9 protein-coding genes are annotated in these 20212 nt (G+C 54.7%); 5 read left to right on the plus strand and 4 right to left on the minus strand.

Features of this window, described 5'->3' with window-relative positions; translation table 11 throughout:
• Window positions 1-84 precede the first annotated feature (84 nt).
• The 3 genes from FYC48_RS24275 to FYC48_RS24285 form a co-directional block, all read right to left on the minus strand.
• The gene (locus FYC48_RS24275; RefSeq protein WP_149499374.1) at window positions 85-540 is read right to left on the minus strand and encodes a GNAT family N-acetyltransferase; all 456 of its coding nucleotides are present in this window, start codon (window positions 538-540) and stop codon (window positions 85-87) included.
• Window positions 541-566: 26 nt separating this feature from the next.
• Window positions 567-785 (minus strand): BON domain-containing protein, encoded by a 219-nt coding sequence (locus FYC48_RS24280; protein WP_160149746.1) that lies wholly within the window; start codon window positions 783-785, stop codon window positions 567-569.
• A 360-nt stretch (window positions 786-1145) separates the two neighbouring features.
• Window positions 1146-2255, minus strand: coding sequence for a S49 family peptidase (locus FYC48_RS24285; RefSeq protein ID WP_160149747.1), 1110 nt, complete (start codon window positions 2253-2255; stop codon window positions 1146-1148).
• Between the two features lie 300 nt (window positions 2256-2555).
• Here FYC48_RS24285 and FYC48_RS24290 point away from each other — a divergent pair, with 300 nt between their 5' ends.
• From FYC48_RS24290 to FYC48_RS24310, 5 genes are all read left to right on the plus strand, one after another.
• A complete protein-coding gene (locus FYC48_RS24290) occupies window positions 2556-3686 on the plus strand; it encodes an ABC transporter permease (RefSeq protein ID WP_149499377.1) in 1131 nt (376 codons plus the stop codon).
• Between the two features lie 183 nt (window positions 3687-3869).
• Window positions 3870-10409 (plus strand): type I polyketide synthase, encoded by a 6540-nt coding sequence (locus FYC48_RS24295; protein WP_149499378.1) that lies wholly within the window; start codon window positions 3870-3872, stop codon window positions 10407-10409.
• Complete coding sequence (locus FYC48_RS24300; RefSeq protein WP_149499379.1) at window positions 10402-14523, plus strand: non-ribosomal peptide synthetase; 4122 nt, start codon at window positions 10402-10404, stop codon at window positions 14521-14523. Before FYC48_RS24295 ends, FYC48_RS24300 begins: the two co-directional genes overlap by 8 nt.
• Before the next feature lie 138 nt (window positions 14524-14661).
• Window positions 14662-15957 (plus strand): polysaccharide pyruvyl transferase family protein, encoded by a 1296-nt coding sequence (locus FYC48_RS24305; RefSeq protein ID WP_149499380.1) that lies wholly within the window; start codon window positions 14662-14664, stop codon window positions 15955-15957.
• Window positions 15958-16288: 331 nt separating this feature from the next.
• Complete coding sequence (locus tag FYC48_RS24310; RefSeq protein WP_149499381.1) at window positions 16289-17047, plus strand: hypothetical protein; 759 nt, start codon at window positions 16289-16291, stop codon at window positions 17045-17047.
• A gap of 142 nt (window positions 17048-17189) precedes the next feature.
• On the opposite strand, the gene FYC48_RS24315 is transcribed toward FYC48_RS24310, so the two are convergent.
• Window positions 17190-19970, minus strand: a complete 2781-nt coding sequence (locus tag FYC48_RS24315) for an MMPL family transporter (RefSeq protein ID WP_149499382.1) — start codon at window positions 19968-19970, stop codon at window positions 17190-17192.
• Between the last annotated feature and the right edge of the window lie 242 nt (window positions 19971-20212).

Here is a 20212-nt window from a genome sequence, read left to right on the forward strand (position 1 = left end):
AACTCAATGATTGGGCGCCGCCTGCATTCCTATTCGGAGCTTTCGGCGAGCGCGGGGTCGCGATCGTGAGAGACGCCCCGACGATCAGACGACAACCAAACTTTTGGTGAGGAAAAATTTGGTGTGGTCGTGCGAGTCCCAGTCGGGGATGCTGCCGGAGATTTGGTAGGCACAGCGTTGATAGAATTCCGGCGCTTGATAGCTCATTGTGTCCACGAACGCATAGACGCAGCCGCGTCGTACTGCTTCGTCCTCGGCCGCTTGTAGAAGCCGACGGCCAACACCCTGACGGCGTGCCGATTCGGACACCGCCATGATGTCGATTCGCAGCCACTTCATTACCGAGTTACCGATCAAGCCGCCCAGCAAACGATCGTTCTCGTCGTGGGCGGTGGTAAACAACGGGCGAGGCTGGAGAGCTTCATCGGAAGCGGCCCACCAAACTGGGTTTGCGGTTCGGTTAAAGTCACGTAGCCAATGATTTAACGTGTCACGTGTCTCAGCTGCGATGCTTTCGTCGGTTCGGATCTGAAGCGGCATTGCGGTGGCAAAGCAACGAGATTGAATCAGCGAGAAATTTTCAGGTCACTGGCCACCGTTTCGACACCGGGAACCAAGCGTGCGGCCACGACGGCCAAGACAGACTCTTCTCGCGAGGGAGCCTTTCCGTGCAACGTGACCTTGCGATCTTCTTGGGTGCATCTCAGGTCGGTGATCGATGCCACGCGTAGAACGGAGGCTTCGACTTTGCGGCAAATCTCATCAACGGTAGGGTTTGGAATCACGATCGTGGAAGCTTGTACAAGAGAATGGGTGACCTGGAGAAATCGGCTGCATACGCGCCGCACCGAAATCGGCAGCAAGGTGAGCTCACGTGCCCCAAAAAAAGCCACGACCGAGAATTGCCAATTTGATGGAACTCTACAACATCACGGGATTTCAATGGACACGAAGTCGGTTGGTGCGAACACAAATAACGAAATTTAGATCGAAAAAGGCCGACTTTCTCCGACAGCTTGCCAGATCGATTCGACGGAATCCCCGCCGATTTGTGAGATGTTAACAGTCCCACAGCAGGTGGTGGCAATTCAACGCCAGGGCTAATTGGACCGTCCAGTAGGCTCTGTGATAGGCCCATTCGGGCGTCACAGCGATGAAGCCATCGCAGGATCGGACTGCCACATGAACAGGAACGTTGGCATCGAACTACGGTCCATGCCCGGGATGTGAATCGGAAATAGCGACGGCATGGCGACACCATCGGGGACGCGGTCGAGCACCGTGTACGCATGGTTGTCCGTTCGGCGATACATCTGCACGGCCCAGTCGTCTTTCCGGTCAGCACGTCGTTTTGCCTCGGCGATCGCTTCGTCGATATAGCCGATTTGGTCGACAAGATGGACTTCAGCGGCATTGCTACCCGCGAAAACTTCGCCGTCGGTCCAAAGATCGCGATTGGTTTGCAGGTCGGGTCGGCGGCGGATGATTTGACCGATGAATCGCTGATGGAATGAGTCTGCAATCTGTTGCAGCATGTCCAGTTCTCCGGAAGCGATCGGGCGTTCGGGGGTGCCAGCGTCGATCTTTTCGCCGCTTTTGATCGGTGTCGACAAGATGTTGAACTGCCCCATCGTGTCTTCCAGGTTATAGACATTAAGGATAATCCCGACACCTCCGACCAGGCTTGTCGGGTGAGCAATGATGTGGTCACACTGGCTTGCCAAGTAATACGCCCCGCCGGTGCCAACGTCCATCACGCAGGCGACGATAGGAATCTTGCGTGTCTCACGCAGTCGCTCGATTTCTCGGGCCATGATGTCTGTCGCGGTGGCCCCGCCGCCGGGTGAGTTGATTCGCAGCACGACTGCCTTGACTCTTTCGTCATCGGTCACCGCGGCACATTTTTCTCGAAACAAAGCGACTGGGTTCTCGCTGGCGCTAAGCAATGCCGTCGCATTCCGATCGACTAAAATTCCGTCGACATCGATGATCGCAATCCGTTGGTCGTGCTTTTTTGCATCGCCATCGACAACTACAGGCTTTAGCGGGCTATCGCGTTTGTCGCCGCCGGTCAGGATTTCAGTTTGAAGTTTTCCATTGACGCCCATGTTTCCGGACAGAGACATGTCACCGTTCATTTTGCCTGACATTCGCATCGTCCCTTCATGCTTGAAGGGAACGCTTCGAACACGACAGCCCGTCAGCATTCCGGCAAACGCGAGAATCGTAAACGCTAAGCTAGTGCAGTGTTTCATCTTTTGATTGGTAATTGCTGCAAGGCGTTTGCCACGATTGAATCGCATTCACCGGGACTCACGTCCGTCGGCTAATGGATCTGACGATTTTCAATGCAGTGAAGCTTCGGTGCTGTTGCGGAGCAAAAGGCAACGATGTTAGTCCACCGTTGAATAAATTGACAAATCGTGATCCATTTCAGGCCATCGCCGAAAAACGGACTTTCGTTGTTTGAAGATGGTTACACCGGAGGCTGCTTGACTTGTCACGCCTCCGTGGTCGCTTTGGCAAGATCAATCCGAAGTTAAACTTATAAAAACATGCGATTTCATACGCTCGTCTTACGCAATCTCTCACGTCGCCTTAGCCGGACGGCGTTGACATTAATCGCATTGTCGGTCGCGGTTGCCTCGGTCGTCGCGCTCCGTGGGATCGCCAAGGGGTTCACACATTCGTTTGCCGACATTTATCGATCGCACGCCGTCGATGTCGTTGTTTCACGCCAAGGCACCGCGGATCGACTTAGTAGCAGTGTCGGCGAAGAATCGGTCCAAGCGATCGCTTCGGTTGGCGGAGTCAGTCGGACGGCCGGTGTTTTGCTCGAAACGATGTCACTCGAAGAACGGCAGGTCTTTGGCATTCCCACCATGGGGATTGCCCGCGAAAGTTGGTTGCGTGATGACTATCAGTGGATTGAAACCGTCGAAGAGGTTCCTGCGAACGCCAAGCAACTTTCGCTCGGATCGAATCTTGCCCAGCGAGTCGGATTGCGTGCCGGAGACGAGACGTTGATCTTCGAAGAACCGTTTGTGGTCGCCGGCGTATTTGAAAGCCGAAGTGTTTGGGAGAACGGATCAATGATCATGCCCCTGGATCAACTGCAGCAGTTGACCGATCGGGCCGGTCAAGTTACCTACATCAACGTCGTTTTGGAAGCGTCGCTTGATTCCGATCAAGCCGACGAGATCGTTGCTTCGATCGAATCGATCGACGGACGGTTGCATGCTTTGCCGACCGAAGAGTTTGTCGGCTCGGACACCCGCATGAAGTTGGCTTCCGCGATGGCGTGGATGACATCGGTGATTGCACTTGTGATTGGCGCGATCGGTACGCTCAACACCATGATGACCAGCGTCTTAGAACGTACCCGTGAAATTGGTGTTTTAAGAGCGGTGGGGTGGCCAAAAAGAAGAGTCGTGCGAATGATCTTGGCCGAGTCGCTTTGTTTGTCGTTGCTCGCGACTGTGATCGGAAGTCTGCTCGCTTACCTGACCTGCGTGGGGCTAAGTCGTCATCCCGCCGCGAGTGGCGTTCTTGTGCCCTCGATTGACACTTTGACCGTCATCGAAGGGGCTTTACTGGCAATCCTAATTGGATTGGCAGGCGCGATTTTCCCGGCATTAAGGGCGGCATCGGTCCCGCCAACCCGGGCGCTTGGGGCAGCCGACTGAGACTTTTCGCACGGTCAGTGAAAGATTGCTTGATCGATGCGCCGTGGTGCACACGATACCACCATAATCTGCAAGGATAAACGCGGTTGGGTAAACGACGCCGAATGGCGAAAATGCCCGGTGGATTGGATGTTGCGGAACGGACGTCGTACGAGCAAGTTTTTTCAAAGGTGACCGAGCGACGTGGGCGACGAATATCAACCGATTGCGATCATTGGTCTGGGCTGCCGTTTTCCGGGTGGGTGCGACAGCCCGGATGCGTATTGGGACCTTCTACAAAGCGGACGCGATGCGATTAGGATGACCCCTGCCGATCGCTGGTCGCTGGAAAAGTTTTACTGTGGTGGCCGGGCGCGACCTGGGAAAACGCAGAGCCAGTGGGGGGGATACGTTCGTGACATCGATCGATTTGATCCCGATTTATTTCGCATTTCGCCCCGTGAAGCGACGGCGATGGATCCACAGCAGCGGATGTTGTTGGAGACCGCGTACCGAGCAAGTGAAGACGCGGGCATTTCGTTAGATCATCTTGCCGGCCGCAGTGTCTCAGTTCACGTCGGTATTAGCAGTATTGATTATTCGATCGCCGCATTAAGCGCTCGCGACCGCGCGGTCATCGGTCCATACAGCAACACCGGCGGCAGTAGCAGCATCGCCGCCAACCGGATCTCGTATTGTTTTGATTTGCGTGGCGAAAGCTTGGCGATTGACACGGCCTGTTCGTCGTCGTTGATCGCGGTGCACTTGGCTTGCGAAAGTTTGCAAGACCCTGCCAACGAAATGGCGTTCGCAGGTGGCGTCAATGCCCTGTTGCTACCCGATTTTTATGTCGCTTTTAGCCAACTTGGCGTGCTTTCACCCGATGGTCGTTGCAAAACGTTCGATGCGTCCGCCAATGGGTATGTCCGCAGCGAAGGCGCTGGCATGGTGTTGCTCAAACGTCTCGACGACGCAATCGCTGATGGTGATTCGATCTATGCGGTCATCCGGGGCTCGGCAACCAACCAAGATGGACGCACCGAAGGGTTGACCGTTCCCAACGGCAATGCCCAAGCAGAATTGATTCGGCAAACACTTCGAAGAGCATCGGTCTCTCCCAGTGATGTGAGCTACGTCGAAGCGCACGGAACCGGAACATCGGTCGGAGATCCCATCGAAGCTCGTGCGATCGGCAGTTGCTACGGGGCGATCAGCGGAACACCTTGTACCGTTGGAAGTGTGAAAACCAACATCGGGCACTTAGAAGCCGGTGCCGGGATCGCTAGCGTGATCAAGGTCGCGCTGGCGATGAAGTACCAAACTATCCCGGCGCATTTGAACTTCGAAACGCCCAATCCGGCGATTGACTTTGACGGTCTTGGCATATCGGTCACTAAGGAAACCACGCGGTGGCAATCCGATCGGCTTCGAGCGGCCGGCATCAATGGGTTTGGGTACGGCGGTGCCAATGCCCACTTGGTGATCGGAGAATCCCCGGTCGCAACGGCGAGTGCTTCCGAATCGACGACGAGTCCTGCGTCTTCCGCCGACAATCAGTTGTTTTGCTTGCCCGTCACTGCGCACAATCAATCCGCTCTCTTACAAACCGCAAACGCATGGGCTGATCAGTTGGCGGCTTCGAATTGCCCGTTGGATGCGGTCGTTGCTACCGCGAGCAGACGCAGAACGCACCATCCGTTTCGCAGCGTTGCGATCGGACATGACCGCGCGGCATTAGCGGCGCAGTTACGGGCGATTGCGAATGATCCTGAAACCTTCGTGTCGGAAATGAGGTCGGTCGACGGGACCACAGAAACACCGCCGATCGCGTTCGTCTGTAGCGGGCAAGGACCGCAGTGGTGGGCGATGGGGCGTCAGCTTTTGATGCATTGCCCGGTGTTTGCTGATGTCATCGACCGTTGCGATAAGGCATTCGGAAAGCACATCGATTGGTCACTCCGGGAGGAGCTACTGCGTGACGAGGCTGACTCTCGCATGCAGGAAACCTCGATCGCTCAGCCCAGTCTATACGCCTTGCAAATCGCCTTGGCTGCGGTCTGGAAAGAATCCGGAATCCAACCATCGATCGTCGTCGGACATAGCGTTGGTGAGATCGCTGCGGCGTATCTGTCCGGGGCGTTGACATTTGACGAAGCCGCGGCAGTTGCCGTCCATCGCGGTCGGACGATGGACCTTGCCACCAGCCGCGGTGCGATGATTGCCGTAGGACTGAGTCTTGAAGAAGCGAGCGGCTATCTCGTCGGCTTGGAGAACAAGATCTCGATCGCAGCGATCAACGGTCCGACTTCGTTGACCTTGTCAGGTTGCAAAGAAGCAATCGAAAAACTCGCCACACAACTGGAATCAGAGAACCTCTTTTGCCGGCAGTTGAAGGTCGATTACGCCTTCCATAGTCCTCTCGTAGATCCGGTTCGCGACGAGCTGCTGGAATCTCTTTCAAGTCTGGCCCCGAAAGCGTGCTTGGTTCCGATGATCAGCACCGTGACGGGGCAGCAAATCAGGGGCGAAGAGTTGGACGCCGAATACTGGTGGAAGAACGTTCGCCAGTCGGTTCGGTTTGCCGACGCGATGGATGTACTGGCGGAAAAAGACATCCGCTACGCAATTGAGCTCGGTCCACACCCGGTATTGACGTATTCGATCGACGAGTGCTTTGCGGCTCGTGGGAAATCCTGTGTCACCGTCGCATCACTGAACCGACGAGAGGACGACCGACAAGAAATTGCGACCGCGAAAGCGAACTTGTTCAAAGCGGGTTACCCCATCGATCTTGCCGTTTCTTCAGATCGGTTGCCGCTGGTGAAGCTGCCACCGCTAACAATGGTGACACGCCGACTCTGGACCCAGTCTCCGGAATCGGTCGCGATGCAGGGGGCAGACTTTTGGCACCCAATCTTGGGAAACCAAACGGACGGAAGCACTCCGACGTGGGAAAATCGGATCGATTTGGATCATCAAGCGATCCTCTCAGACCACCGCGTACGTCACTCGTGCGTCCTGCCGGCTGCGTCGTTGCTTCGGCTTTGCATGGCCGTGGGAGATCAAATTCACCCGTCTGAAAATGTTTCGATCGAGAATTTTCGGCTTCTCGGCGCGTGTCTTTTGTCTCCCGAGCAGCCGACGCGCCTGCAAACGAACTATGACGCACAGAGGCGTGTCATCACGATCGCACGGAGCGAAGTTGGTGGAAATGAATGGACTTCGGTCGCGACCGCCGACCTTTGTGTGTCAGTGACCGATCGACAGGAGGCTTCCCATCGATCCCCGAAAGCAGCGCAGTCCTACCCCACGACGATTCATGCGAGCCACCTTTATCGGCACTGCGAGAACCTAGGGCTCAACTATGCAGACCGTTTCCGCGGCCTTGTCACGGCAACGCGGCAAGACTACAAAGCGGCCGCTTCCATTAAGCTTCCCGAAGAACGTGAGATCGGAGATCACCACGATCTATTCTCCGTCGATAGTTCACTTCTTGATAGTTGTTTTCATACCATGGTGGTCGCCGACCCGGCATTCGACGATGCTTCCGGCGGCCTTTACCTTCCCAATCGCATTGCATCGTTCGATGTTTTCGGATCAATCGAACGCAATCTGACTGCGGTAGCAAAGATCAAACGTAAAGATCGGTACCGAATGGTTGCCGACCTTTGGATCTATAACTCCGAAGGTCATCTTGTCGCCGCGATCGGCGGCTTCGAAAGTGTGCGAGTCTCGGGGAGCGAGCGTCAAGATTCGATCACGCCGCTACTGTATCGCTACTGCTGGAAACCGGCCGAAAGCACTGATCATTCGGCGATGGCTGAGACTCGCAAATGGGTTGTCTTTGCCGACTTGACCGGGCTGGCGGCGCAGGTTGTTGAACGATTGCCAGTCGGAGATCGTGTCATCACGGTCCAACACGGGAACGCCTTCAAACGCTTGGGCGAAAACTCATTCATCATTGACCCGGAAGACCGAAGTCATTTTGACCGTTTGTTGAGTGACGTCGGTGACGGCGTGACGGACTTGGTTTACTTGTGGGGAATCGATGTTCCAGAGAATGCTGAGCTTGACCAAAACGTCCTCGAAAAATCGACCATCTTAACGACAGTTGCCCCGACCCATTTGGCAGCTTCCTGGCAACGGGCGACCGAGCAATCAATCCAGCAGTCGACGGCACGTCTATTCGTCGTCACCAACAACGCACAACCCGCTGACCAAACCACCGACTCGATCGTTGTTGCTGCCGGTCCATTGGTCGGCATTGGTCGCGTCATTGCCAGTGAAGTTTCGCGACTTGAGACTCGGCTAATTGACATTTCGACAAACGAATCCGGTACTCGTGAATCGTTGCTCGACGAATTGATTCGCCAAGCCGACCGCGAAGACGAGGTGATGTACCGTGATACGATTCGCTGGGTCCGACGCTTCGAGCCTTCTGAGAATTTAGCGTTGCGTCCGGAGAGTCAGTCACGAAGTCGCTGCCGGTTGCGGCGGGGCGAGTCCGCGGCGATCGACCAGTTGCATTATCAAAGTGACTTGCCGTGTAAATTGGCCGACGATGAAATTGAAATCCGAGTGTTCGCGTCCGGATTGAATTTTAGCGATGTCATGAAGTCGCTTGATCTGTACCCAGGCTTGCCGGACGGCCCGCCAATTTTGGGGGCCGAATGTAGTGGACAGGTCGTCCGAGTCGGAAAGTCAGCTAATGATTTCAATGTCGGTGACGAAGTCATTGCTGTCGCCCCGGGGGCTTTCGCGACGCACGTGCAAGTCAAACAAGACTTGGTCGCTCCAAAGCCAAAGGGTTTGTCACACCAACAGGCGGCCGCGATCCCGATCGCTTTTCTAACCGCAGAGTACGCGTTGAACGATTTGGCGCGGGTCCGATCTGGGGAAACGGTGCTTATTCATTCCGCTAGCGGCGGAGTCGGGTTGGCCGCAATTCAGTTGGCCAAGGCCGCCGGCGCAAGGATTTTTGCAACCGCAGGCACCGATCAAAAGCGAAACTTTGTCGCCAATGCAGGGGCCGAATTGGTGATGGATTCGCGTTCGCTGCGATTTTCACGACAGGTTGCCGACTACACCGATGGACGTGGCGTCGACGTGATCCTTAATTCACTGCCCGGTGACGCGATCCGGCAAGGCCTTTCGATCTTGTCGATCGGCGGGCGGTTTCTTGAAATCGGTAAACGTGATATCTATGGCGACGCCCCGTTAGGAATGTTGCCGCTACGGAACAACCTCTCTTTCTTAGCGATCGATCTTGATCAATTGATTCGTCACCAGCCTCAACGTTTGGGCGAAATGTTGCGACGGATCGTCGATCAGTTCGATCGCCAGGAACTTGAACCGCTGCCCGTTGAAGTGTTTGATGCGGACGAAACCAACCAATCGTTTCGCTTCATGCAACAAGCGAAGCATATTGGAAAGGTCGTCGTCGATTACACCGTCGAACCGTCTCGCGTGTTCGCCGGTTCGGAGGCATCGCTGCGATTGAAAGCCGATCGAACCTATTGGGTCGTCGGTGGCATGGGAGGTTTCGGCCTGCGGTTGGCTGAATGGCTGGCCGAACGGGGGGCCAAGCAAATCGCACTCGGCGGACGCAGTCGTCGACTCTCGCCGGAAGTGCTCGCTCAGGTTGCAGAGATCGAAACACGTTTCGGCTGTCGACTTCATCACTTGCCGGTCGATCTGGTCGACTTCAATTCGGTACGTGAAGCGGCAGAACAGATTGAATCGAACTGCCCGCCGCTCGCGGGTGTCTTTCACACCGCGATGGTTCTCGAAGATCGGTTGTTAGCAGATCTTGATCGCGAAACACTCGATCGGGTCCTTCGTCCGAAGGTTCAAGGGGGCTGGAATCTACACGACGTCTGCAGCGACTATGACTTGGATCACTTTGTGCTCTTTTCGTCACTCTCGAGCGTGTTTGGTCATGCGGGGCAAGCGAACTACGCGGCCGCGAATGCCTTCTTAGATTCCCTTGCCCACCATCGCCGCTTTATCGGATTGCACGGCGTCGCGATCAATTGGGGGCATGTCGGCGAAGTCGGTTATTTGGCGGCCCGCGATGAACTAAGCCAACGGTTGGAACGTCAGGGCGTGCTCACATTCACTGCCGACGAAGCGATGCGATGTCTCGAACACGCATTGATCGAAGATTTGACCGATCAAAGTGTCTTGCGAATGGATTGGAGCAAATGGCGGGGATTGGGAATTACCGGCGAAGTCTCTCCCCGATTTGCGCATCTTCTTCAAGGCAAAGCAGACGGTGTTGTCCAGTCGAATCGTCTCGCCACGGTCGACGAAATCCGCGATGCTGACCGACAATCCCAGCATGCGATGATCGCATCGATCGTCGGGCAAAAGGCGGCATCGCTGTTGGGAATCGAATTCAATGAGCTTCCATGGGATCGCCCCCTGCTATCGCTGGGGCTGGATTCGCTGATGGCGGTAGAGATGCGTAACTGGATCGAAAACCGTTTGAAGATTGAAATGCCGATCGCCGACCTGATGCGTTCCGAAGGATTGAACGATCTATCACAAACCGCGGTTGAAATTTTCAACTCCGGCGTCGATCACGATGATCAACCGCCGATGGAAGTGGATGCGGATGACAACGTCGATCCGACACCGGCGTCCAAATTGCTGGAGCAACTGCCACACATGACGGACGCATCGGTCGATGCGCTGCTGGCAAAAATGCTGAACCAATCAGAAGGTAAACTCGGCAGTGGATGATCGACTGGACGGCTTATCGGAAAGCGAGAAACGCAATTTGCTGGCTCGATTGTTGAAAGAGCAGGCCGAACGTGAATCGCTAGCCGCGAAAAGTGATCGATTCCCCCAGTCCGTTGGGCAGCAAGGTTTGTGGTTTGCCGCTAAACGCGAACCCAATCAGACCGCGTCGAATGTGTTCTTTCCCTCGCGATTCCGGTCGCACGTGGATTTGGAATCGCTCCATCGCGCGATCGACGCGTTGGCCGATCGGCACGACGCCTTGCGAACGGTGTTTCTTGAGAGCGACGACGGGCAACCGCTGCAGCGGGTACTCGATTCATTGCCGCCAGAATTCAAAGTCATCGCGATGCCCGGTGCGAGCGACGCGGAGATACGTGCGCAGATGCGGCACGAATGTCTGCGACCGTTCGATCTGAGCGAGGGGCCACTGTTAAGGATCATCTGCTTTCAAGTGGCCGCAGACGATGTGGTCGTGTTAGCGACCACGCATCATATCATTGTCGACTTTTGGTCGTTGGTGTTGATGATGGGCGAAGTCGATCGATTGTACTCGATTTACTCTGATTACTCTGAAAACCCAGATCTGCATTCTAAATCGCCTGCGCCCGGACATCGAAAACTTCCTGACGCGGTTTGCAATTACCAAACGTTTGTTGCCCAGCAGCGACGATGGCTCGATAGCAAGGACGCTCAACGCTCGCTCAGGTATTGGACTGAACAGTTGCATGGAATCAGTCTGATCCTGCAGTTGCCGACGGACTTTCACCGGCCTGCTCAGTTCACACATCGTGCCGGCGTTCATCCGATTTCGATCGATTACCAAACGACGCAGCAGATCGTGCGTCTAGCCAGGCAACTGGGGGTCACCGAAAATACGATCGTTCTGAGCTTAGTCCAAGTCGTTCTTGCTCGATTTTCTGGCCAACAGACGTTTGCGATCGGCATGCCGTTTTCCGGACGCAGCAACCGTGACTTTGAATCGACAATCGGCTTCTTCGTCAACATGCTTCCGATCGTCGCGGACGTGTCATCCAATCCATCTCTGGAGCGATTAGCGCAGGAGGTCGGGAAAAGCTTGGTTGCCGCGTTGTCGAATGAGCGAATGCCGTTTGCGGAGATTGTCAAAGCAGTCGGAGTTGCCCGTGACCACCGATACCACCCCTTGTTCCAAGCCTCTTGTACCTTTGAAAAATCACAAGTCAAAAGTGAAGTGGGACGGGCCGCATTTTTACTGGCTAAGGATGAACCATCAACTCAGGCGAGCACCACGAATTTCGCCGGTTTACGACAAAGTACTTTCCCGATCGATCATCCGACGTGCCACTATGATTTGGAATTCGTTTTTGAATTCGGCGAATCGAATTTGCAGGGAATGATCTGCTACTGTGCTGATTTGTTTGATCCGTCTACGGTAGATTCAATCGCGAAATCGTTCGTACGCTTGGTCGAACGATTGGTATATGACCCGTCATTGCCGGTACTCGATGTTCCTTTGGTGGACCAGGTGGTTTGCGATCGACCTGCCGAGATGACTGACGGTTGTTCGCTTCCGACGACCATTAGCGACCTCTTTCGAGATAGCCAGCACCCGTTAGTTACCGAAGCTCGTGAATTCGCGCACGCGTTGGTTCAAAATCAGGTCTCGCCGGGCGAGATTATCCCCGTCTGCATGCCCAAGTCGAAGGAGGCATGGATCGCGATCGTGGGAGTGATGTTAGCCGGCGCCATTCCGGTGCCGATCGATACCGATCAGCCTGCGGTAGGACTCGACGTGCTAAATCGAGACGCCGGTGTGGAAGCCGTTGTTTGCGATGCGAACTGTGATTGGATTGGCGTCCATGACGTCCGAGTGATCGATCCGCATTCACGAGAACGTGACGAAAGATCGCTCCCTGATCCATCGCCAGATCAGCCAGCCTACGTCATCTACACATCGGGATCGACAGGAAATCCGAAAGGCGTTGTTGTTCCCCATCGTGCGATCACAAATACGCTTCGATGGCGACAGAAAACAGTAGAACTCTGCGACGACGACCGTGTGTTGGTGTTATTGTCCCATCAATTCGATGCGGCAATGGGAATTGTATTGTCGACCGTCCACCAAAACGCAACGCCGGTCTGGTCAAACTCGTCCGGTTCGGTTGATTTAGATCAATTGATCGACCAACTCCATCGCGAGAAAATCACAGTCCTGCCTGCCGTTCCCAGCCTGCAATCGGCGATCGTCGCACATCATCGATTTGCGTCACTCCGTTCGCTGCGGCAGATCTGGTGTGGCGGCGAAACGTTGACTCATGACTTAGTCAACAAAATTCGTCGGTCGTTTACGGGACTGATTTGGAATTTCTATGGACCTACCGAAGCAGCAGTTGAAGCAACGGCAATGCTAATCGATGGATCAATCGATGAACGTGGTCCCATTCCGATCGGGCGTGCGATCGATGGCGTCGACGTTAGGATCTTCGACGCTTGTCACACGCCACTTCCCGCCGGAGCGATCGGCGAAATCGCAATCTCGGGAACCGGACTCGCAACTGGTTATCTGAATCGACCGGAGTTAACTAAGCAGGCTTTTATTCATTCAAATTCTGTGCTCGATGAAAAAGGTCAACCGAAGCGGTTTTATTTGACCGGCGACCGAGGACGGAAGCTGGCGAATGGCGCGGTTGTCTTTCTCGGTCGCGAAGATCATCAGGTAAAGGTTGCCGGGTATCGGATCGAGCTCGAGGAAATCGAGCGTCAAATCGAGTTCTGTGAAGGAGTTCGAAAAGCCGCGGTAGTCGTGTCGGAGCACCCGGCAACTGCGGGACGCTTGGTCGCATTTGTAGAACTGGAAAAAAGAAAAAGCATCGCCGAGTTACAACGAGAACTCAAACAAACACTTCCGGCCTACAAGCGTCCGAAGGTAATCAACGCGATCGAGCGAATGCCGATTGGCACCAGCGGTAAGGTGCGACGTCGCGACTTGGTGCTGCGCCCGTTGGAATTGAACACGGAATTGCTGGCACCTCGAAGTGACCTGGAAAGATACCTTTGCGAGCAGTTTTGCGAACAGATAGGTATCGATTCACTTGGCATTGATGATAACTTTTTCGAGGTCGGCGCGACCTCACTCGATGCGGCGATGCTCGCCAGTCGATTAAGTCGCGAACTGACAATCAACGTGCCGAGCGCTTTGCTGTTCGAAGAAAGCGATGTGCGTTCGATCGCGTGTCGACTCGTGCAGCTCTATCCAAAGACGATCCGATCGCGATTCGGAATGGCATCGATCGATTTATCACAGCCGATCGATGACCGTTACGATGCGGAGTCTCTCATCGTGCCACTGAACACCGGGAACGATCGCCCCGCGTTGTACATGATTCATCCACCCGGCGGCATCGTCCTGTGTTATCGCGAGTTATCCCAACACATCGATGCTGAGCAACCGTTGGTTGCGATACGGTCACGGGGGCTCTATGGCGACGAGCCTTTGCCGAAGACACTTGATCTTCTTGCCGTGGACTACGCAGATCAAATCGAACGCCACCAACCCGAAGGACCGGTCGTACTCGGCGGTTGGTCTCTCGGCGGGGTGTTTGCTTTTGAAGTCGCTCGACAACTGCTAAGACGTGAACGCGAGGTCATCGGTTTGGTTTTACTCGACAGCACCGTTCCCGCCAAAAGTGATCCGGATGGACCTGCCGCCGGCGAAGACTATGGTCTCGAGATGACGCTGGAGCAACTCGGCGAATTGACTCCCGAGGAACAATTGCCCTTTCTGTACGAGCACGCACAACGTCTCGGGGTCCTAGAAGAATCACAGCCGGCGGCGGTAGTACGAAAAGTCATCGAAGACCTTCAGCGGCTCTTTGCCCATCACGTCGGCCTTTGCCGGGACCACGTGCTCAATCGACTGGATCTGCCTTGTCTCTTACTTCGTCCGGCCGAAGTCCCCGTCGCCAGTGACCCTCGCCCCGATCGTGGTTGGGGACAATGGACCGGGAACGTCATTTTAGAAACCATTTCGGGCCATCACCACAGCATGATCCAAGGGGAGGGCGCGCGAGAGATCGCAGCCAGCTTGTCTAGGAATCTCCCACGCTTCGTGGCGAGCATCCCGGCTAACTCTTAAATCGTTTCAATGTTGGCCCCACATCACCCATCGTTTGCCATCGAAACTGCCGACAATGTCGCGCCGACGATTTGATGAACACGGGGTGTTATGATTGGCGTTGTCAAACATCATCCATTTAGCCTTACTGATTTACAGATGTCGAAATTTCAGCTTTCACGACGTGCCGCCGGACTTCAATTTGCCGCGCTTTTGGCATCCACCTCAGTTGCCGATGGAGCTTCGGCCGCACCAAAGAAAATACTGGTTCGATCTTCGTGGCAGACTGTCAACATCGGCGATATCGCCCATACACCAGGTTTGTTGCATCTGCTTGAAACTTATCTGCCTGATGCGGAAGTGCATCTTTGGCCAAGCAGAATCGACAACGGTGTCGATGCATTGCTGCAAACCAGATTCCCAAAGCTACGGATCGTACGAGATAGCCGTGATTTGAAAGACGCATTTCGCGATTGCGAATTTCTTCTACACGGATCGGGGGCTTCGCTCGTCGCGCAAAATGATGTCGTCCGTTGGTCCAAGGAGACTGGAAAGCCCTACGGGATCTATGGAATTACGCTGCCCCCTAAAAAGTCAACGTCAACGGAAGCAACGTCTCGCGCGGCAATGGAGAAAACGGTGCAGGTTCTAAGCGGTGCGAGCTTTGTTTTCTTTCGTGATTCGAAGTCGCTAGAATTGGCCCGCCAGCTGGGTTGTTCGGCCGATGTCCTGCAGTTCGGTCCTGATGCCGCGTTCGGTTGCGATCTTCGCGATGACGCCAAAGCCAATGCGTTTCTTGCCAAGCATCAGCTTGAACCCGGGAAGTTTTTATGTTGCATCCCAAGGTTGCGTTACACACCGTATTGGACGATTCCGTCTAAGAAGCGAGCGTTCGACGCGGAAAAACATGCTCGAAACGAGCAGATGAAAGACCACGACCATGCTCCGCTTCGCCAAGCGATCATCGACGTTGTTCACGAAACCGATTTGAAGATCTTGCTCTGCCCCGAAGATCAAACGCAAATGCAAGTCGGTAAAGAAATGTTGCTCGACCGTCTGCCAGAGGTGGTGCGCAAGCGAGTAGCATGGCGTCCAGATTATTGGCTGACCGGAGAGGCGATCAGCGTGTACCGGCAAAGTGCGGGATTGTTCGGAAATGAAATGCACTCCCCGATCATGTGTATCGGTCATGGGGTCCCGGCGATCGTGTGTCGCTGGGCCGAACAAACCAGCAAAGGCTACATGTGGGAAGACATCGGCCTGGGTGAGTGGCTTTTTGACTTGGATGACGAATCGCAGGTTGCCAGAGTTGCGTCGACGGTCTTAGCGCTCGCGAAAAATCCCGAAGCGGCGAAACGCAAGGCACAGGAAGCTCGCCTGTTTGTCGAAAACCGTCAAAAAGAAACCATGCAAGTCTTGGCACAAACATTGGGTGGCGGAGTGCCGAAACGATAGCGTCGTTTCACGGAATGTTGGCAGCGACAACAAGGCACTTAAATTCCCGCAGCGAGCCGTCCCCTATGGCTTGTCGCGATCAATGTGCTGCGGTCGTTTTGACGCCAGCCTCGTCACAAACTCGCTAGGCGAGTGTCTCGATCGGGTGACGCCTTTGGGACAGTTCACGAGATCGCCTTGATTGTTCGCAACAATGCGAGTGTCCGCCCGACAAAGGAGTTGGTTCGATCGACGAAGTGCGAACGCAAAGGTCGAACATTCGACCTATCAATCCTAGTGGGCGTCTTTCAGCGGTCCGCTACGATTTGCAAACCAAGGGGGGCAACACAGAATGCGTGATGGTGACGAGCAACTTTCGAGCTTCGAGAAATTCACATTGCTCATTGGGGGGTTCGCGGTTCCCTGGTTTTGCTATCCGATCGTCATCCATCAAGAGAATTTACGGGAGTTAATCCACGCTTCGGAACCGGCATCTTCGCCTTGGCTTGCCTCGATTGATGAGATCCTTATTTCGCCAGCGCTGCGTTACACCTTTCCACTGGTCATCGTGTTGTATGCCGCGTTTTGGTCTTTAGTGATCAATGTATCCAAGCATGGGAATAATCTCTGGTTGCGGCTTGGGCTCGCGACTGGGTTGCCGATAGTGTTGAATTTTCACTTGGTCCTACAGGCTCGATTACGACTAACCGTGGTTGAGGCGTTAGCTTTTCACGGGGTGTGGCTGACCGCCGGCGTTTTGTGTTGGATGGTCGGCACGCAGAGCTTTCGCAGGTTGAGGAAACGGTCACGCGCGATCACAACGTCGACCGCGTTCACTTTAACGGTGATCTTAGTGACAAGCATTGCGTCAATATTGTTCTTCACCAAAAGTGATAGATGGATCAATCTGTCTCAACCAAGCTTATTGGTGCTGCACGGAGTGTTCCTGCCAAGCTCATTGATATGGTTTGCCGCAATCGTTCGACTCATCATGCGAGTTCGCTTTTTTTACCCGTTGAAAAGCAACTTTTCGTTGGCCTATCTGATCGGATGGACGACGTGGCTTGCCGTGTTCTTTGCGGCGTTGCACCTTGCACACCGTCAGCACTGAAGGTTCGGGCGTGACCGATCAGTCGACGGACCTGAGCAGTAGATCATACAGAGCAACCGTGGCTAACGCGATTTCGGTGGGCCATGTTTCACTTTTTGACAAGCCCGTGGGAATCGGGTGAAGTGCGTTAAACAAATCATCATCAAGCGGATTTTGGTCGTCTCTTTCCACTTAACGCTACAAAGCTCGGGACAAGTATGGTTCGAACATAGAAGGTGTCGATCAAGACGCCCAAGCCAAGTGCAAATCCTAGCTCGATGATACCCCGCAAACCTGTTGTCGCATCGGTTTCAATACCGAACCAGTTGAGCAACGCGGGAAGCCACGCGGAAGCGGTCATGCTGAAAAACGTTGCTGCCATGACCATCCCACAGGCGGTGATGATGCCGCCGGTCCGCGAAACGGCGTATCGCAAGGCTGACAGCCAGGGGCGTTTCTTTTGTTCTTCAACGATCCGCGTCACGAGGTAAACGTTGTAGTCTTGCCCGACGGCGACCAAGATCACAAAGAGAAACAACGGCAGCTTCCAATCTAGTCCGACATAAGCATCACCGTAAGTTGCTTGAAAAAACAGGACGGTGAGTCCTAATGTGGCGTAGTAGCTCAACAGCACGGTAAAGATCAGGTACAGGCATAAGCCGATTCGACGGATCACGGCGATCAGAATGATCAATACGGCAACCACCACCGCCGCCTTGATCCGCACATTGTCAGCGATCGTCACACTACGTAGGTCGATGATCGAAGGCGTGGTTCCGGTGAAGAAAAACTTAGAGTTTTGCCAAACCGAATCTGAATCGCCGCCGACTTCGCCAAGCATCTTGCCGATACCGGAGACAAGTTTCGCCGTCTCGATCGAAAACGGATCGCCGTCGACAATGATGTCCAGCCGGGCAAGCCGATCTTGGTAATCGGGGTTGTGTGAAAAGAAATAGTTTTGCGCGAGCCGGTGTTGCCGCAACGCCCTTCGCCGCCAACTCTCACTGCTCAACAATCCCATCTCGCGATCCGGTGGAAAATCACCAAGAGGATCGTTGGCTGTCCGAACGCCCACGACACCAGGTTGTTGATAGAGTCGTTTGGAAAGCGTGTCGATTTCTTTGCGTAGTTTTTCCCGTGGTACTCCCTCCGGCCTGACGATCAAGACAGTGACGGGATTAATTTTGCCGATTTCGAAATGCTGCGACATCAGACGAAAACCACGACGACTGTCGGCATCATGATCTAGCTGACTGCTGAAGTCATACGTCACCGAGCGTTCATTGACCCATCCGTAGATGGCGGGCAACAGCAAGGCAACGATTCCCAAGACAAACGTCAGCAGCGGTCGCCTCGTGATCGTAATGGCGATCCAGTCCCACGTGTTGCTGCGTCGAACTCCCGAAGAGCTTGAATCCGGCATTGCGAACAAGGACTTCGTTGGGCGGTCTTCGGGACGGATGATGCCTGGCCAAAAGACGCTTGGTCCGATCGCCACGAGCATCGCCGGCGTCAGGGTCAGACAAACCATCAAACCGACCAGTAAACAAATTGCGATGATCGGTCCGGTGTAATGATACTTTCCGAATTCTGCAAACCATAACGTCGCCAGGCCAAACACCGTCGTAAGCGCACTGCCAAGTAACGCCGCAGTCACACCGACCATGGCTTTGCGACACGCTTCATTCCATTCCGATTTGGCGGCTTCTTCGCGAAGTCGCGAAATCAGAAACAGGCAGTAGTCCGTTCCCGCACCGAATAAAATCACAACAATAAAGATCCGACTGGTCGTGAAGACCCGCATGTCTAACCAAGCGATAACATCGCGAATCGACCAATCGGTGAGCAGCGCTACCAGGCCGGTGGATACTGCCACCGCGACTCCGATCGAAACCATGGGGACGGCGACCAACAATGGGGCACGATAGACGATGATCAGAATCAGCAAGATCATCAACACCGTGATCGATTCGGTATAGCGAATCGCGTCTCGAGATGCGATCAGTGTTTCTCCGCCGATCGCGGCCGAGCCGGTGTATTCCAACCGAAGTGGTTGGACGTCCGGTTGTGACTCGTTGACACGACGCAAGCTGTATTCGCGGACTTGAGAAAGAAGTGCGTCCAGGGATTCGAGCGTCGCTATGTTCCCGGTCGCGGCCAACTCACTGCTCATCCGCACGACCGCCAGTTTCGCCGCCGGTTGGCTGAGCAAACTTCCCAAGATCGCGTCATCCCAAGATAGTAGGTCCAGCATGCCGTCCCAGGCCGTAAGGTCACGCTGCTCGATCGGGATCGCGGCGCTGGCGATCTCTTGCATCAACAGTGTCGCGTCCTCCAGGTCACCATCGGCCTGGTCCAGATCGGTGTCGAGTGCCCGCAGCAAGAGAGCACGGTCAAAGTAGCTGATCGCCATTCGAGGTTGCGTTAACGTCGGCTCGGTCTCGGGCACGAACTGTGAAAACGCTTCATAAAACCGTGAGTCAATCGCGATCGATCGATCAAGTTCCTCCTTGGCACGATTAAGCCATTCCTGCGCTGCTTCCGGCGCATCATCGATGGGCCCCGACTCATACCCCAACCGAATCGCTCGTTGCCAGCTGACTTCCGCCAATCGATGGTGGAGGCGGCGCAGCAAGTCATCGCCGACCATCAAGTCCAAATCACTTAACGGCATCGTCGACGCTTCAGCGTTTTTTTCACGTCCGATTACCAGGACGATCTCACTTCGCGCCCGCTCCCCAGGAAAGGCTTCGTCGAGGACCTTTGCCGCCGCGACGGTATTCATGCGATCGGGCAGATATTCAAAGTCGCCGTCATAGGCGATATCTTTCCATCGCGGTGCGAAGACGACAAACAGAGCCGTGATAAGAAACCATGCCATCATCGTCACCCACGGACGAGACGTCGTCGTGCTCGCGAGCCGGCGGGTTAACATGGATAGCATGGGCGATATTTATCGGCGATCAGGTGGACGCAATGCCGAGAGTCTGGCCGGCAAGAGGGTGGCAACCGTCGTTGAAGATCAGTTTGCCGTAGGAACAACTGAATGGTTTGTTCAGTTATACCATCGATACCAAGCGACTTAGGAGGGGGGATCAGCGATCGGGCATCGACTGCTGCAAGTTGTTGCACGTTCGTTTGCGGTAACCCGGCAACCTAAGGTTACACCTTTCTCGCCGCACACCG

This window comes from Roseiconus lacunae, from assembly GCF_008312935.1.
Lineage (GTDB): Bacteria > Planctomycetota > Planctomycetia > Pirellulales > Pirellulaceae > Stieleria > Stieleria lacunae.